At 55.0% G+C, this 24,092-nt stretch carries 23 protein-coding genes; 15 read left to right on the top strand and 8 right to left on the bottom strand.

Annotation, left to right across the window (positions count from 1 at the left end):
• Positions 1 to 145: 145 nt before the first annotated feature.
• From K355_RS0110230 to K355_RS0110220, 3 genes are all read left to right on the top strand, one after another.
• Positions 146 to 2,221 (top strand): methyl-accepting chemotaxis protein, encoded by a 2,076-nt coding sequence (locus tag K355_RS0110230; RefSeq protein WP_022732043.1) that lies wholly within the window; start codon positions 146 to 148, stop codon positions 2,219 to 2,221.
• A 132-nt stretch (positions 2,222 to 2,353) separates the two neighbouring features.
• Positions 2,354 to 2,761 (top strand): MAPEG family protein, encoded by a 408-nt coding sequence (locus tag K355_RS0110225; RefSeq protein ID WP_022732042.1) that lies wholly within the window; start codon positions 2,354 to 2,356, stop codon positions 2,759 to 2,761.
• Between the two features lie 21 nt (positions 2,762 to 2,782).
• The gene (locus K355_RS0110220; RefSeq protein WP_022732041.1) at positions 2,783 to 3,214 is read left to right on the top strand and encodes a DUF1801 domain-containing protein; all 432 of its coding nucleotides are present in this window, start codon (positions 2,783 to 2,785) and stop codon (positions 3,212 to 3,214) included.
• Positions 3,215 to 3,219: 5 nt separating this feature from the next.
• Here the strand turns inward: K355_RS0110220 and K355_RS0110215 are convergent, their stop codons facing one another.
• Positions 3,220 to 3,678, bottom strand: coding sequence for a MarR family winged helix-turn-helix transcriptional regulator (locus tag K355_RS0110215; RefSeq protein WP_022732040.1), 459 nt, complete (start codon positions 3,676 to 3,678; stop codon positions 3,220 to 3,222).
• Between the two features lie 275 nt (positions 3,679 to 3,953).
• Between K355_RS0110215 and K355_RS0110210 the strand changes: the two genes are divergently transcribed.
• From K355_RS0110210 to K355_RS0110200, 3 genes are all read left to right on the top strand, one after another.
• Complete coding sequence (locus tag K355_RS0110210) at positions 3,954 to 4,985, top strand: alpha/beta hydrolase (RefSeq protein ID WP_022732039.1); 1,032 nt, start codon at positions 3,954 to 3,956, stop codon at positions 4,983 to 4,985.
• 135 nt (positions 4,986 to 5,120) lie between these two features.
• The gene (locus tag K355_RS0110205; protein WP_022732038.1) at positions 5,121 to 5,546 is read left to right on the top strand and encodes an organic hydroperoxide resistance protein; all 426 of its coding nucleotides are present in this window, start codon (positions 5,121 to 5,123) and stop codon (positions 5,544 to 5,546) included.
• Between the two features lie 178 nt (positions 5,547 to 5,724).
• Positions 5,725 to 6,021 (top strand): putative quinol monooxygenase, encoded by a 297-nt coding sequence (locus K355_RS0110200; RefSeq protein ID WP_022732037.1) that lies wholly within the window; start codon positions 5,725 to 5,727, stop codon positions 6,019 to 6,021.
• 61 nt (positions 6,022 to 6,082) lie between these two features.
• On the opposite strand, the gene K355_RS0110195 is transcribed toward K355_RS0110200, so the two are convergent.
• Positions 6,083 to 6,505 carry a hypothetical protein gene (locus K355_RS0110195; protein WP_022732036.1) on the bottom strand — a complete coding sequence of 141 codons (423 nt, stop codon included), beginning with the start codon at positions 6,503 to 6,505 and terminating at the stop codon, positions 6,083 to 6,085.
• 43 nt (positions 6,506 to 6,548) lie between these two features.
• Entirely contained in the window at positions 6,549 to 8,162 is a 1,614-nt protein-coding gene (locus K355_RS0110190) for a phospholipase D-like domain-containing protein (protein WP_022732035.1), read from the bottom strand.
• Positions 8,163 to 8,273: 111 nt separating this feature from the next.
• On the opposite strand from K355_RS0110190, the gene K355_RS0110185 reads away from it, so the two are divergent.
• The 3 genes from K355_RS0110185 to K355_RS0110175 all read left to right on the top strand — a co-directional run bounded on the left by K355_RS0110185 (position 8,274) and on the right by K355_RS0110175 (position 10,124).
• Positions 8,274 to 8,729, top strand: a complete 456-nt coding sequence (locus K355_RS0110185; RefSeq protein WP_022732034.1) for a YqaA family protein — start codon at positions 8,274 to 8,276, stop codon at positions 8,727 to 8,729.
• 194 nt (positions 8,730 to 8,923) lie between these two features.
• On the top strand, positions 8,924 to 9,286 hold the full coding sequence (locus K355_RS0110180; RefSeq protein ID WP_028791500.1) for a hypothetical protein: 363 nt from the start codon (positions 8,924 to 8,926) through the stop codon (positions 9,284 to 9,286).
• Positions 9,287 to 9,509: 223 nt separating this feature from the next.
• Positions 9,510 to 10,124: a LysE family translocator gene (locus K355_RS0110175; protein ID WP_022732033.1), complete on the top strand. Its 615-nt coding sequence runs from the start codon at positions 9,510 to 9,512 to the stop codon at positions 10,122 to 10,124.
• Positions 10,125 to 10,256: 132 nt separating this feature from the next.
• On the opposite strand, the gene K355_RS0110170 is transcribed toward K355_RS0110175, so the two are convergent.
• Positions 10,257 to 11,108 (bottom strand): AraC family transcriptional regulator, encoded by an 852-nt coding sequence (locus K355_RS0110170; RefSeq protein WP_022732032.1) that lies wholly within the window; start codon positions 11,106 to 11,108, stop codon positions 10,257 to 10,259.
• Between the two features lie 101 nt (positions 11,109 to 11,209).
• On the opposite strand from K355_RS0110170, the gene K355_RS0110165 reads away from it, so the two are divergent.
• Complete coding sequence (locus K355_RS0110165) at positions 11,210 to 13,996, top strand: ATP-dependent DNA helicase (protein WP_022732031.1); 2,787 nt, start codon at positions 11,210 to 11,212, stop codon at positions 13,994 to 13,996.
• Between the two features lie 45 nt (positions 13,997 to 14,041).
• Here K355_RS0110165 and K355_RS0110160 read toward each other — a convergent pair whose 3' ends face one another.
• A complete protein-coding gene (locus K355_RS0110160; protein WP_022732030.1) occupies positions 14,042 to 14,953 on the bottom strand; it encodes a LysR family transcriptional regulator in 912 nt (303 codons plus the stop codon).
• 99 nt (positions 14,954 to 15,052) lie between these two features.
• Between K355_RS0110160 and K355_RS0110155 the strand changes: the two genes are divergently transcribed.
• Both K355_RS0110155 and K355_RS0110150 read left to right on the top strand, forming a co-directional pair.
• Positions 15,053 to 15,691, top strand: coding sequence for a DsbA family protein (locus K355_RS0110155; protein ID WP_022732029.1), 639 nt, complete (start codon positions 15,053 to 15,055; stop codon positions 15,689 to 15,691).
• 56 nt (positions 15,692 to 15,747) lie between these two features.
• Complete coding sequence (locus K355_RS0110150) at positions 15,748 to 16,656, top strand: MBL fold metallo-hydrolase (RefSeq protein ID WP_022732028.1); 909 nt, start codon at positions 15,748 to 15,750, stop codon at positions 16,654 to 16,656.
• A 110-nt stretch (positions 16,657 to 16,766) separates the two neighbouring features.
• Here the strand turns inward: K355_RS0110150 and K355_RS0110145 are convergent, their stop codons facing one another.
• The gene (locus K355_RS0110145; protein WP_022732027.1) at positions 16,767 to 17,336 is read right to left on the bottom strand and encodes an HdeD family acid-resistance protein; all 570 of its coding nucleotides are present in this window, start codon (positions 17,334 to 17,336) and stop codon (positions 16,767 to 16,769) included.
• An 88-nt stretch (positions 17,337 to 17,424) separates the two neighbouring features.
• Positions 17,425 to 18,324 carry a LysR substrate-binding domain-containing protein gene (locus K355_RS0110140; protein ID WP_022732026.1) on the bottom strand — a complete coding sequence of 300 codons (900 nt, stop codon included), beginning with the start codon at positions 18,322 to 18,324 and terminating at the stop codon, positions 17,425 to 17,427.
• A 100-nt stretch (positions 18,325 to 18,424) separates the two neighbouring features.
• Between K355_RS0110140 and K355_RS23730 the strand changes: the two genes are divergently transcribed.
• The 3 genes from K355_RS23730 (at position 18,425) to K355_RS0110125 (ending at position 20,739) form a co-directional block, all read left to right on the top strand.
• Positions 18,425 to 19,315, top strand: coding sequence for a DMT family transporter (locus tag K355_RS23730; RefSeq protein WP_022732025.1), 891 nt, complete (start codon positions 18,425 to 18,427; stop codon positions 19,313 to 19,315).
• Positions 19,316 to 19,455: 140 nt separating this feature from the next.
• Positions 19,456 to 19,899 carry a DUF2946 family protein gene (locus K355_RS0110130; RefSeq protein ID WP_022732024.1) on the top strand — a complete coding sequence of 148 codons (444 nt, stop codon included), beginning with the start codon at positions 19,456 to 19,458 and terminating at the stop codon, positions 19,897 to 19,899.
• A 195-nt stretch (positions 19,900 to 20,094) separates the two neighbouring features.
• On the top strand, positions 20,095 to 20,739 hold the full coding sequence (locus K355_RS0110125; protein ID WP_022732023.1) for a Crp/Fnr family transcriptional regulator: 645 nt from the start codon (positions 20,095 to 20,097) through the stop codon (positions 20,737 to 20,739).
• Between the two features lie 78 nt (positions 20,740 to 20,817).
• Here K355_RS0110125 and K355_RS0110120 read toward each other — a convergent pair whose 3' ends face one another.
• Positions 20,818 to 23,961 carry a sensor domain-containing protein gene (locus K355_RS0110120; RefSeq protein ID WP_022732022.1) on the bottom strand — a complete coding sequence of 1,048 codons (3,144 nt, stop codon included), beginning with the start codon at positions 23,959 to 23,961 and terminating at the stop codon, positions 20,818 to 20,820.
• Positions 23,962 to 24,092 lie beyond the last annotated feature (131 nt).

The following is a 24,092-nucleotide window of genomic DNA, read 5'->3' as shown; positions in this document are numbered from 1 at the left end:
TGAATGTTTAAAATGGGTTCAGATCCTAAAGTGTAGGCCGGGCGACTGAAATGCTTGTGCTTTTCACCAAGTTATTGAAACTTTGGGATGCATATCCATATCTCTAATATCACCCAAAAGCATAGGCCGAAAAGGATGTGGTTTGATGCGCTTTTCTAACCTGTCGCTGGGCGCGAAATTGACACTTGTCAGTGCGCTTGCCATTGCCGCCTGCCTGATTGTTGGTATTTTTCTTCAAACGCTTGAAACCAGCAACACCACCGAGGAACTCACCGTTGGTGAAGCCAGATCGGTTGCGCTTTACCACGCCGAACAGGCCGGTCACGTTCTGAATGGCGGGATGTCGGTGGCGCAAAACCTTGCCGGGGCGTTTCGCGCCATTCGCGAACAGGGCGGCACAGACCGCGCGGCCTATAACGAAATCCTCAACCGCACCCTGATCGATAATCCGTCCCTTGCCGGGGCATGGTCGGGGTTTGAACCCAACGCGCTTGACGGCAAGGATGCAGATTACAAGGGCGAAGGCGAACCGTTTGGCGACGGGACGGGTCAATATGTGACCTATTACTATAACTTCGGGGATGGCATTACGCCCTATCACCTGACCGGTCTTGATAACCCCGAAGTAAACGAATACTACACCGCCCCCAAGGCCACCAATCAGCCCTATGTCACCGATGCCATCACCTATGACATTCAGGGACGCGACGTGGTTTTGACCTCATTCGTCTATCCGGTGCAGGATCAGACCGGAAAGTTCCTTGGTGTTCTCGGTGCCGATCTTGAACTCAACGCCCTGTCGGAACGGTTTGCCGAACTGACCCCGTTTGGTACCGGCACGGTCAATCTTGTGTCCGCGCAAGGCACATGGGTTGCACATGAAAATGCCGACATTCGCGGCACCAAACTTGATCCGGGTGACGCGATTCAGACTGCCATTCTAGATGCCATGCAGTCGGGCGAACCGCGCCGAATTGATGACGCCACGACCATGCACATGATTGTGCCCGTCGAAATTGACGGATACCCGAACAAGTGGGGTGTGGTTGTCAATGTACCGCTGGCCACCGTTTTCGCCCCGGCCGATGACCTGCGCAACGCGACCTTGATTGGCGGGGTGGTCTTGTTGGTGATTGTGATTGGCGTCATTCTGTTCTTAACCAAAGGTCTTGTTGCCCGTCCGATGACCCGTGTGGCGGGTGTTATTGACCATCTGCAACAGGGTGATTTTTCCGTCCAGATTCCCTATCTGGATCGATCCGATGAAATCGGTGCAATTGCCAAGGCACTTGAATCGTTCAAGGAAGCATCGGCTGGCATGCAAAAAGCCGAACGGGAAAAGCTCGACGCCGAAAAACGTGCCAGCGATGAACGCAACCGGACCCGCCATCAGATGGCCGACGAGTTTGAAAAGTCTGTCGGCGGTATTGTTGTCAATGTGTCTGACAGTGCCGAAAACATGGAACAGGTCTCGCGTCGGATGCGTACGGCGGCCGATCAAAGTTCCGAACAGGCCGTTGTCGTTGCCGCAGCCGCCGATGAGGCCAGTGCAAACGTTCAAACCGTCGCATCGGCCACAGAAGAACTGTCTGCCTCCATTCAGGAAATCAGCTCCCAGGTGGCAAAGTCATCGGACATCACCAATACCGCCGTGACCGAGGCATCCAATGCCAACACCATGGTGACCGGCCTTGCCGAGGCAGCCGATCGCATTGGCGAAGTCGTCAGCCTGATCAGTGATATCGCAGCCCAGACCAACCTTTTGGCTCTGAACGCCACGATTGAGGCCGCCCGTGCCGGTGAAGCGGGAAAAGGGTTTGCCGTGGTCGCACAAGAAGTCAAAAACCTTGCCAATCAGACGGCCAAGGCCACCGATGAAATCGCCCAGCAAATCGGCTCGATCCAGTCAGAAACCCACAATACCGTCGGGGCAATTGGCCGGGTCACCGAAACGATTTCAAGCATCAATGAAATTGCCACGGCCATTGCATCGGCGGTTGAACAACAAGGGGCGGCCACCGCCGAAATTTCTGGCAACATTCAACAGGCCGCAGCGGGGACAAACGAAGTATCCTCCTCCATCGGAATCGTGCGCAATACATCGCGCGAAACCGGGGATGCCGCATCAAATGTCCAGGCCGGGGCAACCCAACTGGCACAAGAAGCGCGCAACCTTGACGAACAGGTCAGAAACTTCCTTGATCGCCTGCGCAATATCTAAGGTCAGGACCAAACATTTTATCAGGGCGGCACCATGTGACGGTGCCGCCTTTTTCATTTTGTTGATACCTGAACCATTCGGTGGTTGAATTGCCGCAACCATTTCGCCCCATCCACACAAGGACACCGCATCATGTTGCCGCTTCCCGTGACGATCTGCCTGACCGCACTTTTTGCATTGATGCTGACAGCGTTAAGCCTGTACGTTTCCCTGCGCCGCCTTGAACTCCGCCTTGCCCATGGCGATGGCGATGATCTGGTGTTGCGCCGCCGTATCCGCGCGCACGGCAATTTCATCGAAAATGCCCCGATGTGCATTCTGCTTGTTCTGGCCCTTGAGGCGGTGCTTGCAACCTCAACCACCATTTGGTTGGTTGCACTTATTCTGTTTGTCGCCCGTGCCCTTCATGCCATTGGCACTCTTGCACGATCAATGAGAAGCCTGGTCGCACCAGCGGTCTTGATGCAGCATCTTACCTTTGTCGTGGTCGGTGTCTGGTTGCTGATACAAACCCTGAGCAACCAGATAGGCAGCATGTAACTCAGCACGGAAAGAATGATTATGGTGATGCCCCCTGATTTCGCCACCACCGATGTGGCGGCGAAATTTGCCACATATCCCGACAAACCGCGTCAGATGCTTCTGACCCTCCGGCGCTGGATCTTTGAGATCGCCGGGGATGAGGCAAGTATCGGCACGCTGGACGAAAGCCTGAAATGGGGTGAACCGGCATGGCGAGCAAAATCAGGATCGGGTATCACCATCCGCGCCGACTGGAAGGAAAAGTCCCCAAATCAGGTGATGGTGTTCTTTGATTGCAAGACCGACCTGATTGACCGCACACGCAGTCTTTTATCAGCCGATCTTGCTTGCGAGGGCAATCGGGCGATCATTTTACCGATCAGCACCCCCCTGCCCGAAGCAGCACTTAAAACCGCCCTTGGCTGGGCGCTGACCTATCACCGCGACCGTAAGAAGGCACAGGCGTCCTAGGTCCGTTAAAGCTTCTTCGCACCACTTTCAAGCTGCGTGCGAAGTTCCTGTAAATCACGGTTCAACCGTTTTGCGGTTTCAATGTCGAGCCCGGTCGCATCAAGGATGCAGGCCGGGATTTCCTCGGCCTTTTCACGCAATGCCTTGCCTTCATTGCTTAAGCGCACCCGCACCGAACGTTCGTCTTCCGGATCACGCTTGCGCACGACGAGGCCATTTGCCTCAAGCCGCTTAAGAAGCGGGGTCAGCGTGCTGGACTCAAGAAACATCTTTTGCCCGATGCTGCGCACCGATTGATCGTCTTCCTGCCACAGGCTGACCATCACCAGATATTGCGGATAGGTCAGGCCAAGCCGATCAAGCAGCGGTTTATAGATGCGGTTAAAGGCATGGCTGGCCGCATATACCGAAAAGCACAGAAACTTTTCAAGATCCAGAAAGTCTTCTTTTGACGCGTCATCCATTGGCTTCATCCCGTTTTTGAAATATCCGGCCGACCTGATGCTGGGAAATCCGGGCTGTACAGGTCACCAAAAATGACCAGACAGACCCGCACCGGCAACTGCTATACGACTCAAAGCCGATTAATTTAAATCGTACACGATTAAATTACAAACGATTTATTCGCATAGCTGGCATTCTCATTTTTATATCGTTCACGATTAAATCGTATGCGATAACACAATCATCAAAACGAAACACCGGCCGGTTAAGACGGCCCCTTAAAAGGATCGAAATCATGAGCCCGCTGAAAACCAAAGTTGCTTCTGCTGCGATTGCCTTGACCACCGCCCTGTCTGCCACCACCGCACTGGCCGACCCGGTTCTTGAACCCACCACCCAGAAATTCATCGATGCCCTGTCGGCATCAGGTGGCCCGGCGATTTACACCCTGACCCCGGCCGAGGCCCGCGACGTTCTGTCGGGTGCCCAGTCCGGCGAGATTGCCAAACCGGCCGTTGACATCACCGACACCACCTTTGCCGTTGGCCCGACGGGTGCGACCAAGGTCCGGATCATCCGCCCACAGGGCAATACCGACCGCCTGCCGGTGATTGTGTATTTCCACGGGGCTGGCTGGGTAATGGGCGATACTGGCACCCATGACCGACTGGTGCGTGAACTCTCTGTCCGTGCCAATGCAGCCCTTGTGTTTGTTGATTATGAACGCTCCCCCGAGGCCCACTATCCGGTCGCCATCGAACAGGATTATGCGGTGACCAAATATGTCGCCGAGCACAGCGAACAGCTTAATGTTGACCCGACCCGTCTGGCGATTGCCGGCGACAGTGTTGGTGGCAATATGACAGCGGTCGTCTCCCTGTTGGCACAGGAACGCGGCGGGCCGGACATCTCGGCACAGGTCCTGTTTTATCCGGTCACCGATGCCGATTTTGACAATGGCTCTTATACCGAGTTTGCCAATGGCCCGTGGTTGACCAAACCGGCAATGGACTGGTTCTGGAACCAGTATCTGCCCGAAGGAATTGATCGCACGGATCCGAAAATCACCCCGATCCATGCAACATCTGAACAACTTTCTGGTCAGGCACCAGCACTCGTGATCACGGCTGAAAATGATGTTCTGCGTGACGAAGGCGAAGCCTATGCCCGGAAACTGTCACAGGCTGGCGTTGATGTGACCGTGACCCGCTATAACGGTACGATCCACGACTTTGTCATGCTCAATGTACTGGCTGACACCCCGGCCGCCAAAGGCGCGATTGCCCAGGCCGGACAGTATCTGCACACCGCCCTTCACGGGAAGTGATCACGAAAGTTTCACATTAATTCAGGCGGGTGCAGTTGCGCCCGCCGCCTCCCGGCGACATATCATCTGGGAACGAACCTAGACAGCCGGGCGCTCACCACCACCGAACCACTGTTCAAACAAAGGATGAAAACCATGTCTGTTGAAGTCAAATATACCGCGCATGCTTCTGCCACCGGTGGCCGTGATGGCCGTGCGAAAACCGATGATGGCAGTCTCGATGTCAAACTGACCACGCCAAAGGAACTTGGTGGTGCTGGCGGTGAGGGCAACAATCCCGAACAGCTTTTCGCCATGGGCTATTCCGCCTGCTTTATCGGCGCGATGAAAGCAGCCTCCGGCCAGACCAAGATCAAGGTCCCGAACGACGTATCGGTCAATGCGGAAGTTGGCATTGGCCCGCGTGCCGCCGGTGGATTTGGCCTTGCGGTAACGCTAAAGGTATCCCTTCCGGGGCTTGATAAGGCCGATGCAGAAAAACTGGTCGAAACCGCCCACACCATCTGCCCGTATTCAAACGCAACACGCGGCAATGTCGATGTAACCACCACCATTGCCTAACCTTAAAGTTCCCCCCTGCTGGTCGGCATCCCCCAACAGCCGACCGGCACTTACAGGCCCGGTGTTCCCCTGCACCGGGCCTTTCTTTTGCCGGTTGGCAAATAACAGTTGCCCGATCAGCGGTGTCGCCCGATGATCCTGCCCATCAAAAAATACTATTCAGAATCAGGAAACCCGTATGTCAAACCCGCTTACTCTCGTCGTCTTTTCACGTGCAAAACCGGGCATGGAAGAAGAACTTGGCAAACGCCTTTTGGCCCTTGTCGAACCATCGCGCGCCGAAGAAGGCTGCATCAGTTATGACATGCACCAGTCCAAGGACGATCCTGCGGTCTGGATGGCCTATGAAAACTGGCGGTCCGAAGAAGATCTCGCCCTTCACTTCGAACAACCTTACCTGCGCGCCTTTGCCGACAGCAAAGATGAAATCCTTGCCGAACCGCTTGATGTGCGTAAGTTTTCGCTGAAATCATAATTCTTCAAGCGAGCCGGGCTCGTGTATTGGGCTTGGGTCTTGGCCGCCCTATCGCAGTTGCTTACACTTCTGCGCTTGCGGCGGCCAGCCGCACTTGCGCCTGATAGACGACACCATCAATCGCGAGCTGAAAGTCCTGATCTGTGCTTTGTTCCTGCGCATTCTTGTCAGACAGGGTCTTCTGATTGACCGTCCCGGTGCTTTTTACAGCCTGCGCATCCATTTGCACAAATTTCTCGATGATCTGGATAATTCCGGATTGAGCCGATTCCATCAGGGTGACAGCATCCGCAACAGGGCTGATCTGATCGGCCTTTGGCGGTGTCGTCAGTTTTGCCATAGACGCATCGACCTTGCCCGCAGCAGACAAAAAGGTCTGATACTTAGGCTCAAGCAGCGTGAGATAACTGGTGTCGCGTGACGTCACCGATTTGTATTGCGACCAAGCTTGGCTGCTCAATTGCACGAAAAGACCATCCGCCATGACTTTCTCCTCTTAAATCTGTTTGCCGTGTTCAGATAAAACCTTAGAAAAACGATGATCCGATTGATGCCAGGCTGGCGGAAGAAAGACTCTTTCTCCAAGCCTCCCGGGAAATCGGATGTATAAAATCGTCAAACGCCAACGGAACCAGCCGCGTTTCACTCAGGGCGAATGCATTCCCCGTCCATGCAACCTGATTTGCCGTAGCATCAAGCAACCAAGCAGCCCCAACACCCGCAGCCCCGCCAGCAGCAGCCGCACCGGGCATCTGCCAGTGTGCAAACAGTTGCGCACGGACGGCTTGCGCAAACGCCCCATCATCAATTTCAAGGATGATTTCGCCGTCATACTGCATGGAACGATAGGTCCAGTTGCTGGTACCGACCATCACGTACTGATCATCGATGATTGCAACTTTCGAATGCGGATATGTCCATTTCGTCGGGTCGTTATGTCGATATGTCTTGGGCGCGAACATCACGTCATTGTTGGCCGTAATATCCCAGATATAACGAAGCCCAATACGCCTTGGCGCCCCCCCTGGCCCAGCATTAAAAGCGACACTATATGACGTCGCAGGATTAAGTGTCGCCATGTTGGCCGGGTTGTAGCCCGCCTTATCAACATGTGCGCCAACCACACCGGCGGCGACATAGTTGGTTAATGGGCCGAGGCGTCCGCGCCAGCTGTCTGCCGCATCAAACGCGTTCAAATCGGCCAGCGCCAACTCCACATAGGTGTAATACATCAGATAGGAAAACGCCTCGAAACCGTCCATCGTCGTGTTTGCCGGATGGTTAACAACCGGAATGACGGTTCCCCCGCCCTGCTTAAAGGTCGCAAGGTCTTCGACAATAGATGGATCGGTTAAGGCATAGTTCTCAAGATAGACATAGTTCGCAGCCGCAGCGATCCTTGCTTGCAATCCTGCGCGAATATCACGCTCCGCCGGGTTGGCTTCCGAGTTGGTCGTCATCATCGTAATCGTCAGATTGGCAGGGTCAGCACCGGCTACACCGATTGTTGCCGCAGGTGCCAGCAACGCTTGTTGTTTGTTCCAGCGCCGCACCCATTCGCCTTCAATATCATCGACAATCAGACCGGTGACACGAACAGCCGCATCGTGCCACCAGTTTTCCGGATCATGCACATCTGACGACAGATATTTGTGCGCCATGTTCATGCCCCCGACATAGGCTTCTTTCAAAGCACCATTCGACAGAACAACAATTTTTTGATGCGTACTCATCCCAAAAGTCCGCCGCCCATATGATTCCATATAGATCTGAATGGGCCGATAGGCGCCAGCACCCGCGTTGCGATTATTGACCTGCTGAACCCATGCACGCGTCTTCCAGCCAGATTTCATCTCAGGCACAACGTTATTGAGAACCTGCGCCCCGGCCCAGGCAATGATTTCTACCCGAATGCCCAAACGTGCAATGGCCTCAAGCTTGTCGATCAAAAGTGCGCCAGCACCCCCGCCATAACCGGGCAGAAAAGCATCAGGTGCAATCTGCCAAAATGCCAATCGCACGAACCGATTGCCGCCCACACCCGCCGCAATCACACCATCAAGGCTTTGATGAAGCCGTGCAAAATACGCATTCCCGTCCAACAGGAATTGCGCATTACTATTGGCCCGGGTGACCTGCATGTCTCAATCCTCACACGATTTAAATCCTGGTTGGTTGAATGACGCACGCAACGGGCTGGCGTGAAATTCTAATCACTGGACGGGTGCGCCAATCCGCGCTAATCGAACCTCATGATCACAACATTCACAGTGATGGTCGGGCTGTTTTTGTCGGCCTTCACATCCGCCACCCTCCTGCCCGGCACGTCCGAGGCGGCCTTGGCCGCACTGGTGGCATCGGGCGATCATGCTGTGTGGGGGTTGGTGGCGGTTGCAACAGCCGGGAATGTTTTGGGATCAACGGTCAACTGGGCCCTCGGCCTTTTTGTTGATCGCTTCAAAAACCGCCGATGGTTTCCGGTCTCCCCCGATGCGCTGGATCGGGCGTCACACTGGTTTGGCAAATACGGGCTTTGGTCATTGCTTTTGGCATGGTTGCCGGTCATTGGCGATCCGCTGACCCTGCTTGCCGGTGTCATGCGTGTGCGCTTTGTACCGTTTCTGATCCTTGTCACCATTGGCAAGGCAGTGCGCTATACTCTGATTGCCGGGGGCGCGACATGGATCGCGTCGATCATTTCAAACTGATCAAAAACATAAAAATAATCGAAAATAAAATTAAGTAATTTTGATTTCATTTAAAATAATTTTTCGCCAATTACATTGGTTCATTTAATATAAAAATATAATTCTTTCGCTATTATTTTAAAATCATGTTCCCCTTATATTTCATATCGCGATGTAAAATACTTTATCATCGTTTGAAGTAAGGAATTTTTATTATGCCAGTTACAATCCCCGCATGGGTCAAACCCGGAATATGGGGCGGCATTATCGGTGCGGCCCTCATCACGATTGTCGGCTTTAGCACCGATACAGTCGTATCGGGCAGTACAGCACAAGAGATGGCAGACGACAGCGGCAAACAATCGGCAATCGCGGCTATGGCCCCTATTTGCGTTGCCCAGTTCAAAATGCTCACACCCAACAATCAAACCGAACAGCTTGCCGCCTTAAAGGAGGAAAGCTCATATAAGCGGGATGATTTCGTCATCGCCAAAGGCTGGGCCACCATGCCCGGCAGCGATGCACCAACAGATGAAATTGCCGCCTCATGCGCAAGCCTGTTGATGGAACTGAGTTAGAACCAGTCTACGACCGACCTACCAACGAACCCGAATGGGTTCAGACCACTGACGGCCAAAAACTAGCGCAACCGAACCCATCGTTCCGTTGCGCTTTTTTTGACCTGGGATCTGAATGTCCGAATGAAAACAGCAAAAGAGCAATTTCGTTCAATAAACCCGGCACCCGATGCGCCATTCTGACAGCAAAGAATACCACCACGCCGATCAGAGGAAACGCCCCATGTTTGCCGCCACCAGTACAATCCCCATAAGCCTGTATCTGTCGATGGCGGCCTTCGCCCTTGCCGCCTCCATCACCCCCGGCCCGGTCAATATCATCGTTCTAAGCTCCGGGGTGCAGTTTGGTTTCCGTGCGTCACTGCGTCTGGTGTTTGGTGCCACGGCGGGGTTTTGCCTGTTGCTGCTTTTGATCGGGCTGGGCTTGCATGAATTGCTAACCGCCTTCCCGCAAATGACCACGATCATTCAATGGGCAGGGGTGGCGTTTTTGCTGTTCATGGCGTGGAAGCTGTTTGTCAGCAGCGGCGAACTTGGTAAACGCGATGCTGGGTCCGGCCCCTCGGCCATCACCGGGGCGCTGATGCAATGGGTTAATCCCAAGGCTTGGCTGGCGTCCATCGCCGGGATGGGCGCCTATGCCGCGTCTGGTGCGCCGACCCTGATCTGGGAATTTACCGCGATTTACTTTGTGGTGTGCTTCGCCTCGGTCGCCTGCTGGGCCTATGCCGGGGCGTTTCTGGGCCGTTTTCTGGGCAACCCGGACCGCATCAAAACCTTTAACCGCGTGATGGCCGGATTGCTGGCGGCCAGTGCAGTGTATTTGATTTTGGGATAATCCCGAAGACCGTCAACACAGCTCAAGCCTAAAAAAGATTCCCGCCGTCGCGGGAATGACGGGAACTTGAAACGTCCCTCAAATTTGTCATACCCGCGAAGGCGGGCATCCATGTACTTTATGTCGGGAAAATCAGGCGGCCATTTCCTGCGCACGTGCATATTGGCGCGGGGTCGCCGCCATCAGGCGTTTAAACATCCGTTGAAAATGGGCCTGATCGGCAAAGCCGGTTTCAAGGGCGACATCGGCGATCTTTTGCCCACGCCGTAACGCATGGCGGGCCCGTTGAACGCGGCAATTGATCAAATAGGCATATGGCGTCATGCCAAATGTCTTTTTGAACACCCGTACCAAATAAGACCGTGAATAGCCAACCGCCCCACAAATATCATCCAGACTGACATTTTCATGGCATCGGCTGCGGATATAATCACAAACCTCGGCCATCTTGCCCCCGGTCCGCAGGCTGACCTGACGGTCCAGAACGCCCGTACCGTCAAGCTGCACATGCAAATCACCAAAGAACGACACCAGTGCCGTTTCCTTGCCCAGAACATCTGTATCGCGATCACTTAACGTATCGGCAAGCCCCAGCAACCCGGCATAAAGACAGGGATCGTGGCTGAGCGTATCGGAAAACATCGCAAACTTTCCCGCGGCATCGGCATCAATTTCAATCTGGAGATCCAAAAGCCAGTCCGGGTCGACAAACAGCATGTCATAACACCAGTCCGCCCCCGCCACCGGGTTGCAACCATGCACATCTTCGGGGTTCAGGATCACCACCGATCCGGCCTGCGTTTCATGGATTTTGCCCCGGTTCCAATAGGTGCTGTAGCCACCCTTTACCGTACCAATCGAAAAGGTATCGTGGCTGTGGCGCTCATAACAGACCGCATGCCCGTCCGCGACACGGCGCAGTTCAACGAACGGCAAAGCGTTGTCGCGCCAGAAGTGTTGATTGCGGGTATTGGGCGGTGCCATGCAGGGCTGCCTTCTTGTGATCAGGGTCAAGTTTTATAAATTCAAACATAGGTCAATTTCCCCGGTGGCGCCACCGTGCAGGGATGCTTATAGTGCCTCAAATGTTCGATGATCGTTCCGACGAAAACACACCCCGTTTCAATCCACCCAACGCGCCGGTCATGGTCGTGGGATTGCGCCATGCTGTGTTTTTATCCCCCGATGGCGAGATTGAAGAACTCCCGCATGGGGCTGCGGCCAAACGGGCGCGGTCAACCCGCCCGATTTTGGTGCATACGCCTGCCTGCGCGCGGCGTTTGAAAACCGATCCGTTTCCGGCCCATGATTTGCTCGAACTGTTTGCCTTTGTCCGCCCAGCACAATTTTGTGTGCCGACCCCGCGTGGCATTGCGCTGGCCACCGGGCAAAAACCCTGTGACGATCTGATCGGACAGGCCGAAGCCCTGGCCGAGGCGATGAAACGCCTTTTACAAGAACTTGCCACCCTTCATCGTAACAAACGCGCCCCCGCCCTTGCCATCGCATGGCCGATGGCACGCGGGCATTGGCCGTGGGGTGTGCCGGTTCTGGCCGCCTTGGGGGCAGATGGTGACGGGCCGCATCGCTATGCGGTCTATGAAGGATTGAAAGTCTGGAAGAAACTTGGCGAATGGGCCGAACATGCCCCGCCCCCGCCCCCGGCCAATAATCCAGTTGATCCCAAGGATGCGCGTAAACGCCTGAAAGAACTTCTGGGCGACGGAGCCGAAGAACGCCCGCAACAGGCCGATTATGCGTCATCGGTCTGTTCGGCATTCGGCCCGCGTCTTCATGATGGCGCGCCCAACATCGTTCTGGCCGAGGCCGGAACGGGGACGGGCAAAACGTTGGGTTACGTTGCCCCGGCATCGCTTTGGGCACAGAAAAACGACGGTGCGGTGTGGATTTCAACTTACACCCGCAACCTGCAACGCCAGATCGATCAGGAACTAGACCGCCTTTATACCGATCCCAAGGACAAACGGCTTAAGGCAGTTGTCCGCAAAGGCCGGGAAAACTATTTCTGTCTTTTGAATTTCGAAGAAGCCCAAAGGCCGCTGAACCAGCAACCCCATCAGGCAACCCCGCTGGGCCTGATTGCGCGCTGGGCGCTGCATACCCGTGACGGCGATATGGTCGGCGGGGATTTCCCGGCATGGCTGACCGAATTGATCGGTAACCGCTTTACCGGCGCACTTGCCGATCAGCGCGGCGAATGTATTTACGCCGCCTGCCCGCATTATTCGCGCTGCTTTATCGAAAAAACCGTGCGTCGTGCCCGCTCGGCCGAAATCGTGGTGGCCAACCATGCGCTGGTGATGGTGCAGGCCGCCTTGGGCGGGCTTGATGATGCCTCCATGCCGTCACGCTATGTCTTTGACGAAGGCCATCATTTGTTTGATGCCGCCGATAAGGCCTTTTCCGCCCATCTGACAGGACAGGAAGGGCAGGAACTGCGCCGCTGGTTGCTCGGCGCGGAGCAAAAAGGATCATCGCGTGCACGCGGTTTAAAACAACGGCTTGAAACCCTGATTGTTGATCGCGATGAGCTGCGCGATGCGGTCAATGCGGTGATTGTCGCCGCCCAATGTTTGCCCGAACAGGGGTGGCTGTTGCGCATTCATGATGGATCGGAACATGCCAAAGGCCCGGCTGAGGCCTTTTTGGCCCATGTCCGCGCACAGGTGCTGGCCCGTGCGGCGGATGGCGACCGGGGCTATTCAATTGAAACCGATTGCAAACCGGCCATTGACGGAGTTCTCGCCAGTGCCGCCGATCTGGACCGTGCACTTGCCGCCATGGAAAAACCGGCAAAATTGCTGATTAAAATCATCGCACATATGTTGGACGAAAAGGCCGATGAACTTGAATCAGCTGAACGTCAGCGCCTTGACGCCGCGATCCGGTCGCTCGAACGGCGCGCCATCATGCAGGTTGCTGCATGGCGCGAAATGCTGGCGTCCTTGGTTGAAAATACTCCGGCGGCGTTTGTCGAATGGTTTGCCATTGAACGCCAGTTTGGCCGCGATTTTGATGTTGGCATGCACCGCCATTATCTTGACCCAACCTTGCCGCTGACATCCGCCCTTGCCCCTACCGCGCATGGCATGGTGGTGACGTCCGCCACCCTTCGCGATGGCACCGGCGATGAAGATTTCGACTGGCACGTCGCCGAGGACCGCACAGGCGCATCACACATGCCGCTGCCCGCCATCCGGGCTGCAATGAAAAGCCCGTATAACTACCGCGAACAAACCCGCGTTTTCATCGTCAATGATCTGGGCCGTGATAACCCCGACCATATTGCCGCGGCGTACCGGGAACTGTTTTTGGCATCGGGCGGCGGTGCACTTGGGCTGTTTACCGCCATCACGCGCCTGCGCGCCATTTACGAACGCCTGACCGGGCCGATGGATGATGCCGGGTTACAATTGCTGGCCCAGCATATTGACGGCATGGATGTATCCACCCTGATTGATATTTTCCGGGTCGAGCGCGATGCCTGCTTGCTCGGAACCGATGCAGTGCGCGACGGTGTTGATGTGCCGGGCGATAGCCTGCGCCTGATTGTCTTTGACCGCGTCCCATGGCCGCGCCCCGATATCTTGCACCGCGCACGCAAGGCGGCATTCCACGGCGCGCGCTACGACGACATGCTCACCCGCCTGCGCATGAAACAGGCGTTTGGCCGTCTTGTGCGGCGCGCCGAAGATCGCGGCGTGTTTGTCCTGCTTGATAACCGGATGCCATCACGGCTTTTGGGCGCCTTCCCCGAAGACGTCGATGTGCAGCGGGTTGGATTGCGCGAGGCGATTGAGCAGACACGGGCGTTTCTGACCAAAACACCCTCAGATGAAAACCCGTCTTAATCGCCCGACATTTCGCTAAATCCAACACGCCACCCGGCCCAAAAATCACGGTTTCTTTTGCCGGATCTTTTTGACCAACATCTCGACAAAGGCTATCACCTTTGGCGGTCGAAACCGCATCGCCGGATAGACAACGTAAATGCCCCCCGAAGGCAACCGCCAATCGGGTAGAACATGCACAAGCTCACCAGACGCAAGTTCTTTCTCGACCAGAAAATCGGGTAAAACAGATACCCCACCCCCTTCACGCGCGACACACAGTGCCGCAGGGGTGGTATTCACACTTAATTTTGCCTTTACCTGCACAGATCGCGTGCCATTTTCATCGTGCGAAAAGTCCCATGCCAGCGGGTTTTTCAGGGCGGTATTGGCGATGTAGGGCAGGCTTTCAATATCTTCTGGCTGTGTGACATTGGGCAGTTCTGCCATGTCTGGTGCTGCGACCAAAAACTGTTCAAACGCGCCAACCCGCCGGGCAAGCAAACTCGAACTGTCAAGCCAGCCAACACGAATGGCCAGATCAATCTGATTGAGAACAGGGTCAATGCGACTGTCGGTCAAAACAAGGTCAATCTGGCATGATGGGTACTTGGCACAAAATGCCGCCGTTAAGGGCGCAATGACCGAGTGCCCGTAATCGTTCGGGGCCGTAATCCGCAACATACCGCGCGGTTCGGTATTGTTTTGCGCCAACTCACCATAAGCATCATCGACTTCACGCAAAATGCGCTGGCACCTTTCATGAAGCGATACCCCCGCCTCGGTCGGTTCGACCCGTCTTGTTGTGCGGACCAACAAACTTGCCCCGATTTCTTCTTCAAGCCGGGCCACCTGTTGGCTGACAACGGTTTTGGACACACCTAGACGATCTGACGCACGGGTGAATGAACCCGTATCGACAACGGCAGAGAAATACACCAGCCGATTAAGATTGAACTGCTTTCCCGCCTTTGTCACCAGACACCTTTGTAAACTAAAACCATACAGTCTGTTTTATTAACCCATATTTTATCCCAATACAAAAGGGGATATTGTTCGCGAAACAGGAGTTTCACGATGCAGTTATTCTATCTTTATGATCCGCTATGTGGCTGGTGCTATGGTGCGCTGCCTGCAATGACCCGCCTTAGCAAACTTCCCGACGTCTCTGTCACACTTTTGCCGACCGGTCTTTTTGCCGGACATGGTGCGCGCGTAATGGATGAAAACTTTGCATCCTATGCGTGGAAAAACGATCAACGTATTGCCAAGCTGACCGGGCAGGTTTTCAGCACCGCATATCAAAATAACGTTCTGAAAACGCCGGGCCGATCGTTTGATTCAGGTCCTGCCGGACTTGCACTCACTGCGGTCCAAATGACCGCACCAAAACACACATTTACCGTACTCAAAGCATTCCAGAACGCGCGGTATATCGATGGGCTGGACAATACAAACAACGACATATTGATCAAAATTTTACGTGATTTTGATCTTGCCTCCGCGGCAGACCTGTTTGCGCATCCGACCAACGAACTACACGCGACCTATCAGGACACCACCCAAGAAGCGCAACGTCTAATGCAACGTTTCGGACTAAACGGTGTGCCCTCGCTGCTGATCGAAACCGCAAGCGGACCAAAGCAGGTTGCCAGCAATTTATTGTATGGCGATGTCGCTCACCTGTCCCAGGAACTCAAGGCGCTTTGCGCCTAACGCCCTTCTCCTGCAAATGCGCCCTCTCAACGCGCGACACCACAAGGACATCATCCATGCCAACCAGAAGAGAACTCCTCAAATCGACTTTCGCCGCCGCAACTTTTGCCGCCGTTGCACAGGTTCCGTTTGGGCGCGCAATCGCCGCAACCGGCAACGGCCTAAGCTGGCAACATTTTCCAGCCGGACCAAACGGCTTTTATCGCGCCCCGGTTCTGCTGACGGGTGCGACCGAAGCAGTGCTGATTGATGGCGGATTTTCCTATCCTGGCGGGCTCGCCATTGTCGATGCCATCCGCAAAAGCGGCAAAAAACTAACCACCATCTATATCAGTCAGTCCGACCCCGATTACTACTTCAGCTTAAACCCGATCCACGAAGCCTTCCCGGATGCCAAAGTTATTGCCGCATCCGAAACGGTTGCGGCCATCAAAGGCAATGTTGCGAAAAAGCTCTCCGTTTGGGGGCCGAAACTTGGCGAAAATGGGCCTCAAACCATGGATGACATTGTGATGCCTGAGGTGTTTGACGGTGACACCCTTACGGTTGACGGTGAAACAATCGAAATTGTGTCTGTCAAAGGCATGGAAAACCGCCGTTACCTTTGGGTGCCATCGCTTGAGGCTGTATTTGGCGGTGTTTTGATTTTCTCGGGCGTTCACGTATGGACAGCCGACACGCCAACCACAGAAATCCGTCAAAATTGGATTGAAATCCTTGATCAACTTGCACGCCGCAATCCGAAAATTGTTGTCGCGGGCCATATGACCGCCGATAGCACAACCGACACCGCTGGTATTGAGCACACCAAGAACTACCTGGTCGCCTTCGACGAAGAACTGACTAAGGCATCAAATGCAGAAGAGCTCAAAGCGGCCATGGAAACACGCTTCCCCAACCTTGGGATGGGCGTTGCACTCGATATCGGATCAAAAGTAGCAACCGGCGAGATGACATGGGGATAAGACTCTAAGTCAGAACCTAATGCAGCAAGGGAGACCATCACGGTCTCCCTTGTGTCATATCAGATATATGGTGTACGGCGCGAAACTGAAATGCGTCATCCAACGTCACGTCAAACTTTGGAAACCTTACCCATCGCAAACGACACCATCAAATAGCTAAAGCCCGATGACAGAAGGTTAATCCCCAACAGCAACCCAATCGCCCAGGTGGCCGAGCTTGGCAATTCGGCAAAGATCAAAACACCGGCCAAAATCGCCACCCCGCCCGAAAACAGCATCCATTTCCAACCGGGAAACTGGCGAAGGCGCGATGCCATCACGATTTCAAGCAAACCTTGCAGGATAAAGGCAATTGCCAGCAACACCGTCAGCGTCACAATACCGCCCAGCGGGAAGAAGGCCAGCCACACACCAATCAAGCCGAAAATAATGCCCTGAATGACATCAACGCCGCGCCGGGTGGGCGTATCGGCATTCCATGCGCCGTAAAAATGGCCCATCGCCCCAATCAGGAACAGCCAGCCAATCACGGTTTTAAAGGCAATCGTCGTGGCAAAGGGAAAGGCCACCGCAAGAACCCCAAGCACCAGCAGGATCACACCAACATTGCGCAACCGCTTGCGTCCTTTTTCCAGCAACCCCTTCATTTCCGGTGTGCCGTCATTTACCACCTGCGTCATGTTTGCTTACTCCTGTCTGCCTTCTGTGCACATCAAAAGCTTCAACCCAAAGTAGTTTATTTAGGGAAAAGCTGATAGAAAAAACTCACTATTTGCAGGCGCTTGCCACCTTCACAAACCATTCCGCGACGTCCCGAACGGCCGGGCGCTGTTCATAAGACGGCTGCACCAAATAGGTCGCAAGCGGGCTTTGAACCGGGGCAAACGGCAAGGCAACAAGATCATGTTTCGCAATGGCGGCACGCGCAAACGGCAACCGCGTCAGCGCCACGCCCAACCCGGCTTCTGCGGCCGCCAGAACAACACTGTAATCTTCAAATCGACGGTCTGATGGTTTTTGCCGGAATTTAACCCCATGCGCGTCAAGCCAGTGCCGCCATCCGGTCGCGTCACTGTCATGGAGCAAGGGCATGGCGGCGATCTGTGCCGCGTCCAGCCCCGATGGATCACGCCCATCGAGCATCGACGGTGCAATCAACGGGATCAACTGATCAGAAAACAACACGGTTGATCGCGTGCCCTGCCACTGCCCCTTGCCGCACCGGATGGCAAGATCGGTTTGACCGCCGGTGAAATCTGCCAACCGTTCAGATATTTCCAGTTCCAGCCGCACATCAAGATCGCGTTCGATTTGCGGCACCAGTGCCAGCAACCAGATCCGGGCATAGGACGGCAGCAAACTGACCTTGATGACATCAGGCCCGCGCCGCTGGCGCCATGGCTGCGCGCCTTGTGACAAGAGATCAATCGCACATTGCGTATCACGCAAAAACCGCTGCCCATCCGGGGTCGGTCGCACCCCGCGCCCATAGCGTTCAAACAGATCATAGCCCAGCCATTGTTCGACTTGCGACACATGCCGGCTGATCACGCTGTGCGTGACATTCATTTCGGTTGCTGCGGCCGAAAACGATCCGCTTCGTGCCGCGGCAAGAACCGCCGGCAACAGGGCGAGTGGAGGAAGTGTCAGGTCATTACTGTGCGCCATATGCACATCTGACCCCTTGAGCGTGCTCTATGTCAACAGCATTCATCGCGCTATCACGGCCTTAAACGACGACACAGCATAGCATTTGAAAGGATATGCGATGTTTTCCCGATCCACACTTGGCCTCACCGCCGCACTGGTTACGGTCCTGTCATGGGCCGCCTCCTTTCCCCTGATCGGGCTGGCACTTGGTCATTTTGATCCACTGCCACTCGCGGCTACGCGCTTTGCCATTGCCGCCTGCCCGGCCGTCATCTGGCTTTTGATCATACGCCCGCCCCTTCCGCGCGTGCGCGACCTCGCCCGCCTGTCACTTGGCGGTGCAATTGGCATCAGCATCTATAACTGGCTTCTCAATACCGGACAGCAAACCGTATCGCCGGGGGCCGCCAGCTTTATCATCAATACCCTGCCGATCTGGACCGCCCTTCTGGCAACCCTGTTCTTGCGGGAACGGTTTGGGTATCGCGCATGGATTGCCACGGCCATCAGCTTTTCGGGCGTCTTTTTGATCGCACAGGGTCAGCCGGGCGAAATGCGCTTTGGTAATGGCAGTTCGCTGATCCTGTTGGCATCGATCCTCTCGGCAAGTTACTTTGTTCTCGTACGCGGTCTTATCGCGCGTTACGGGGCGGGCACCTGCACCTGCTGGACCCTGATCACTGGTGCCTTCTGGCTATCACCGTGGTTGCCAGACGGACTGGCACAGCTTGGCACGGCTCCCATGCCGGTGATCTCTGCGATGGTGTTTCTTGGTTTGGTTTCGGCCTCCCTTGGTTACGCGACATGGAGTTTCGCCATCGGCCATTTTGGTCCGGCACTTGCGGCCAACTTTCTCTATCTCGTGCCGCCACTTGCCATTGCGCTTGCATGGAGTCTGAGTGCGATTACCCCCGACATTCTGACCATCATCGGCGGTGGTGTTGCGATTGGCGGGGTGGTTATCTTCCGTTTCTGGACCGGCCAATCCCCCCGCAAGGCAACCGCGTGATGACAAAACGCCGGGCATTACCCGGCGTTTTCAAATCATTATAAAGAAATACTGATAACTGGTTCACACGACGAGGCTTTGACAGGGTGTCTTTCAGGGTTTATTGAAAGTTCGTATCTTTCCAATATGGATCGAAGCTCGTGTCTGTAACCCGCAAAAACATATCGGCTGCTCGACGCACGCTCTCCCTTTTCGTAGGGTGGCTGTTGCTGGTGAACGCCATGATGTTCGGATTCATGCACGCACCTGTCGCACTTGCTGCGGTTCCCACCGGCACGGAAAGTGCCCAGACCTATGTTCCACTGATCATCTGTACGGCAAACGGAATCAAAACAATCTCGGTTCCGGCAGACGTTGCCGAAGACGGCAGCACATCCCCACACAGCTCCAACAGCTATGAGGGGTTCCAATGTGCCAGTTGCGGTCTTGGTAATCATGCGGTTGGCTTGCCGGTTCATCCCGAACTGCCGCTGGTTCACCGCGTAAAACTGTCCAATCAGGTTACCGCCCTTCACATTACCGCACGGCTGCATGACTTCTGCCCGCTCGCAGCATCGCCGCGCGCACCCCCCAAAGCCATTTAATCCTGTTTTTCTGATCATCGGCCTGGCCCTTAACGCCACCAGTGCATCTGCAAGGCCGGTTTTCGATCAGAAACAGGCATATCTGCCCGTCGATACGGGTACGATCCCGGACGTCATGCCGGGTCCATAGACTGGTGTCGGTACGCGACCCCGCAATCGCCGCGTATCTCCATTTTGCCAATGGGGGGAAAACCCATGAACAAAGCAGACGCCTTCATTTTTCTGGAAAAACTTGCCGAACCTTCTGCTCTTACCCTGCCCGCCGATGCCTGCATTGGCCACCACGCCGAAGACGGGACGTTCATTCACGTCATGGTCAGTGGCCTTGCCATGCGCTGCCAATATACCGAGGACGGCGAGCGACAGGTGTGTCGCGTCTATCGACCCGGCGAGCTGATCGGGCTTGAAATGCTGTCTGTCACCGATCCGTCGCTTGTGATCGAAACCATTGCCCCGTCCGTGATCAAACGCATTTCGATCACCCGGTTGCGCATGGCACAGCAAAATGATCCGCGCACGCAGGCCGCGATCATGTCACTTCTGGCAAGCGAGGTGATGGACGGTCAGCAGCTTAAAATAAGCTTTGGCACCGGATCGGCCATGCGCCGGATTTGCCGGTTCCTGTTATGGGCGGCCAACAAGGATGAAGTCACCCTGCCCAACCGCGAAAAGCTGGGCAGCATCATCGCTACCACCACCGAAACCGCCAGCCGGATGATTGCCGACTTAAAACGTCAGGGGGCCATCGCCAAAAGCCCGGTTCTGGCATCGATGGTCAACATCAACCGGGAAAAACTCACGGCACGCGCGGGTGAAATTCACGAACAATCCGCCGCGTAAAACCAAAAAAACAGGCCCGTCATACACCATGGCGGGCCTGTTTTTTTTATCTTGGTATCTGATGCCGTTCAGTAGAACTCAGTGCGGCTTGCCTGAAACATTGACCGGCAATTTGGTCGCACCGCTGATATTGGCCTTAAGCAAGATTTCCATCTCGCCCGACGGGACCGGCTTGCTGAAATAGAACCCTTGCACTTCGTCAACACCCTCGGATGCGATGTGATCAAGCTGGGTTTCGGTTTCGATCCCTTCAACATTGACCGCCATGCCAAACGACCGGGCAAGGAACACCACCGCACGGACAATCGCCGCATTGCCGTCCGAACTGTCGATATCAATGATGAACGACCGGTCAATCTTGATTTTATCGACCGGGAACCGTTTAAGATACGCCAGCGACGAATAGCCGGTACCAAAATCGTCAATCGCAATGCGAATGCCCTGATTGCGCAAAATGCCAAGCGTAATGGCGGCTTCGCGCGGGTTGTCCATCACCGCACCTTCGGTAACCTCGAACTGCAACTGATGGGGATCAAGGCCCGAACGCGCCAACACATCACCGACACTTTCAATCAGGTCCTCGTGACGGGCAAGCTCAAGCGGGGATAAATTGACCGATATGGTCAATTCGCCATAACCGTCATCGCGCCATGCCCGGGTTTGCGCACAGGCCCGGTTCAAAACCCATTTGCCGATATCGGCAATAATGCCCATGCGTTCGGCAACCGGAATAAACTCGACCGGGCTGACCAGACCGCGTGACGGGCTAAACCAGCGCACAAGTGCTTCCATCCCGATGATCCGATGCCCGCCCATATCAATGATCGGCTGATAAAACAGTTCAAGCTCGTCATTTTCAATCGCATGACCAAGGTCACGTTCGATGGCCTTGCGTTCCTGTACCTCGACCTGAAGCCGTGGCTCAAAGAAATGATACCGGTTGCGGCCTTCGGCCTTGGAACAATAAAGGGCAAGGTCGGCATTTCGCAGCAGATCTTTTTCATCGCGCCCGTCCTGCGGATACATGCAAATCCCGACCGAAGTCGATGCCTGTACTTCATTGCCCTCAAGCATGAAACGTTCCGACACGCGCTCAATCAGGCGCTGCGCGACAAAGGTCACTTCTTCGGCCGATCCCGGTTCATGGATCAGAACCGCGAATTCATCCCCGCCAAGGCGCGCCACCACATCCTCATTGCGCAGACACACCCGCATGCGTTCCCCCACCCCCTGTAAGAGTAGGTCGCCAATCGGGTGGCCAAGCGTATCGTTGATGTCCTTGAAGTTATCAAGATCAAACATCATCAGAACGAAACTGCGGCGTTCGCGTTTGCAGATCTCAACGGCCGCCGCCAGACGTTCCTGAAACAGTGTACGGTTCGGAAGGCCGGTCAACCCGTCATGATGGGCAAGAAACTGGATGCGGGCTTCGCTGCGTTTACGGTCGGTAACATCCGTGATCGAGCCTTCAATCACCGTTGGCCGTCCCCGCTCATCGCGCACCAGCCGGGCATTTTCCTCGACCCAGATGATCCGGCCATCCGCACGGCGCAATTCGGTTTCATAGCCCTGCACAATACCGTCACGCAACAACCGCCCGGTCAGACGCAGGCGGCTTACCGGGTTCAGGTAATGCTGCTGAAGTTCGTTTTCCTGGGTCAACAGTTCATCGACTGTTTCATAGCCCAGAATGGAAACAAACGCCGGGTTGGCCGATAAAACCGGGCCAAGCGGCATACTTTGATAAAGACCCTCGGCGGAGTTTTCGAAAATACCGCGGAATTTTTCTTCGGCGTGGCGTAAGGCGCGTTCGACCGACAGCTTTTCGGTCACGTCCTGACCGATGCAAATCACCCCTGCGATATCGCCGTCCTCGCCGAAATGCGCACGCGCATTCCACTGCAACAGGCGTTCTTCGCCGTCGCGCCGCTTGAACGAGAAAACCTCGTCCTTGATGATTTCGCCCGATAACAACCGGCGCACCGCCATGCGCACGCGCGCACGGTCTTCCTGCACCAGTAGGAAATCGAAAAAGTTCTGACCCGCAGCTTCCATCCAGGAATAGCCAAAGGTCCATTCGCATTCCCGGTTGTATTCCAGAATGCGACCTTCGGAATCAAGGAACATGATCACGCTGCCTGCGGTCTGCACCAACGCCCGGTAGCGTTCCTGACGGCGGCGCAGGTCATATTCGGCCTGCCGGTTTTTGGTAATGTCAGTGATGGTCACGCTATAGCCCAGCAACCCGCCACCTTCACCGCGAATTTCCGTGGCATTAAAACGTACCCAGATTTGACTGCCGTCTGCGCGGCGCATTTCGATATCGCGCGCATGAACGCCAATGCCCGACGCCAGATCACGGCGCAATTGCACCCGGTCGCTGTCGTGAGCATAAAATGTTTCGGGGCGGCGTAAGTAGGCCTGAACGACTTCGCGCACCGTATCAAAATTAAACAGTGCTGCGGTTTCTTCGTTTACGCTGGTGACCGTCCCGTCGGCATCAAGATCGATAATACCGTGAACAGCATGTTCAAGCGCACGTCGATAACTTTCTTCGCGCGTGCGTTCCTGCCCGAATAAAACAACATGATCGGCCCCAAGCAACGGCATGCATTGCCATTGGAAAAACCGTTGTCCGTAATGGAGTGTCCGCGAACTATCGGTATCGAACTGCGGCCCGTCTGGCGCAACCAGTGCTCTTTGGTCCTTTGGATGGGCCAGCGATAGCGGGGTTATGAAGCCAACGTCAAGGGCAAGCCTTTCGGCCGCCTTATTCGCACAACGCAGGGCCCCGTTACGTTCAAAGATCAAAACAGGCAACGGCGAAATAAGCGATCCAATGCCTGATGAAATATCGGAATCTATTCCCAGAAAACGCACATATTCGCGGCCACTGATCTGTAGCTTCCAGCCAAACAGAACAACGTCCTTGCCATCTTTCGTCTCCGTACGGCTGTAATAGCCGTCAGACATCTGGATTTCAGTGCTGAGGTCAGGAAGGATTTTCGACAGGTCATCAACGTCATCAAGCGCATGCCAGCCGTCTTGCCCGACCGCAGGACCAGCCCCGAAAGACCAGTCCGACCATGCCGAGTTGACAAGCAGACGCCTGCCGACAGGGTCATAGACACCTGATGGCATGCTCAAATTGCTGATCAATGCCGCGAGCGTACCGGCGGAATTGATTGCGTTGATGTCTCCCATACCTGATTTGATCGTCATTGTGGTTATTGCTGCGCGACCATAACTTCTACCCCATACCGTGCAAAGGCAAATTTTCCCAGAAAGTACAAGCGGTCACTATGTTTACGCTATTCTTTTGTAACCGCTTCATTTTTTATTTTACCGATCTT

The sequence above is a fragment of the Thalassospira lucentensis MCCC 1A00383 = DSM 14000 genome (genome assembly GCF_000421265.1).
Taxonomy (GTDB): Bacteria; Pseudomonadota; Alphaproteobacteria; order Rhodospirillales; family Thalassospiraceae; genus Thalassospira; species Thalassospira lucentensis.
Note: the sequence above shows the minus strand (reverse complement) of the source record. Positions and strands in the feature narration are given on the sequence as shown.

Excerpts from the sequence above, each read along its gene's own strand:
- K355_RS0110150 (WP_022732028.1), top strand. The coding sequence starts at position 15,748 with ATGCCAACCAGAAGAGAACTCCTCAAATCGACTTTCGCCGCCGCAACT.
- K355_RS0110190 (WP_022732035.1), bottom strand. The coding sequence starts at position 8,162 with ATGCAGGTCACCCGGGCCAATAGTAATGCGCAATTCCTGTTGGACGGG.
- K355_RS0110165 (WP_022732031.1), top strand. The coding sequence starts at position 11,210 with ATGTTCGATGATCGTTCCGACGAAAACACACCCCGTTTCAATCCACCC.
- K355_RS0110125 (WP_022732023.1), top strand. The coding sequence starts at position 20,095 with ATGAACAAAGCAGACGCCTTCATTTTTCTGGAAAAACTTGCCGAACCT.
- K355_RS0110140 (WP_022732026.1), bottom strand. The coding sequence starts at position 18,324 with ATGGCGCACAGTAATGACCTGACACTTCCTCCACTCGCCCTGTTGCCG.
- K355_RS0110205 (WP_022732038.1), top strand. The coding sequence starts at position 5,121 with ATGTCTGTTGAAGTCAAATATACCGCGCATGCTTCTGCCACCGGTGGC.
- K355_RS0110155 (WP_022732029.1), top strand. The coding sequence starts at position 15,053 with ATGCAGTTATTCTATCTTTATGATCCGCTATGTGGCTGGTGCTATGGT.
- K355_RS0110170 (WP_022732032.1), bottom strand. The coding sequence starts at position 11,108 with ATGGCACCGCCCAATACCCGCAATCAACACTTCTGGCGCGACAACGCT.
- K355_RS0110145 (WP_022732027.1), bottom strand. The coding sequence starts at position 17,336 with ATGACGCAGGTGGTAAATGACGGCACACCGGAAATGAAGGGGTTGCTG.
- K355_RS0110220 (WP_022732041.1), top strand. The coding sequence starts at position 2,783 with ATGGTGATGCCCCCTGATTTCGCCACCACCGATGTGGCGGCGAAATTT.
- K355_RS0110215 (WP_022732040.1), bottom strand. The coding sequence starts at position 3,678 with ATGGATGACGCGTCAAAAGAAGACTTTCTGGATCTTGAAAAGTTTCTG.
- K355_RS0110200 (WP_022732037.1), top strand. The coding sequence starts at position 5,725 with ATGTCAAACCCGCTTACTCTCGTCGTCTTTTCACGTGCAAAACCGGGC.
- K355_RS0110230 (WP_022732043.1), top strand. The coding sequence starts at position 146 with ATGCGCTTTTCTAACCTGTCGCTGGGCGCGAAATTGACACTTGTCAGT.
- K355_RS23730 (WP_022732025.1), top strand. The coding sequence starts at position 18,425 with ATGTTTTCCCGATCCACACTTGGCCTCACCGCCGCACTGGTTACGGTC.
- K355_RS0110180 (WP_028791500.1), top strand. The coding sequence starts at position 8,924 with ATGCCAGTTACAATCCCCGCATGGGTCAAACCCGGAATATGGGGCGGC.
- K355_RS0110185 (WP_022732034.1), top strand. The coding sequence starts at position 8,274 with ATGATCACAACATTCACAGTGATGGTCGGGCTGTTTTTGTCGGCCTTC.
- K355_RS0110195 (WP_022732036.1), bottom strand. The coding sequence starts at position 6,505 with ATGGCGGATGGTCTTTTCGTGCAATTGAGCAGCCAAGCTTGGTCGCAA.
- K355_RS0110175 (WP_022732033.1), top strand. The coding sequence starts at position 9,510 with ATGTTTGCCGCCACCAGTACAATCCCCATAAGCCTGTATCTGTCGATG.
- K355_RS0110120 (WP_022732022.1), bottom strand. The coding sequence starts at position 23,961 with ATGACGATCAAATCAGGTATGGGAGACATCAACGCAATCAATTCCGCC.
- K355_RS0110225 (WP_022732042.1), top strand. The coding sequence starts at position 2,354 with ATGTTGCCGCTTCCCGTGACGATCTGCCTGACCGCACTTTTTGCATTG.
- K355_RS0110210 (WP_022732039.1), top strand. The coding sequence starts at position 3,954 with ATGAGCCCGCTGAAAACCAAAGTTGCTTCTGCTGCGATTGCCTTGACC.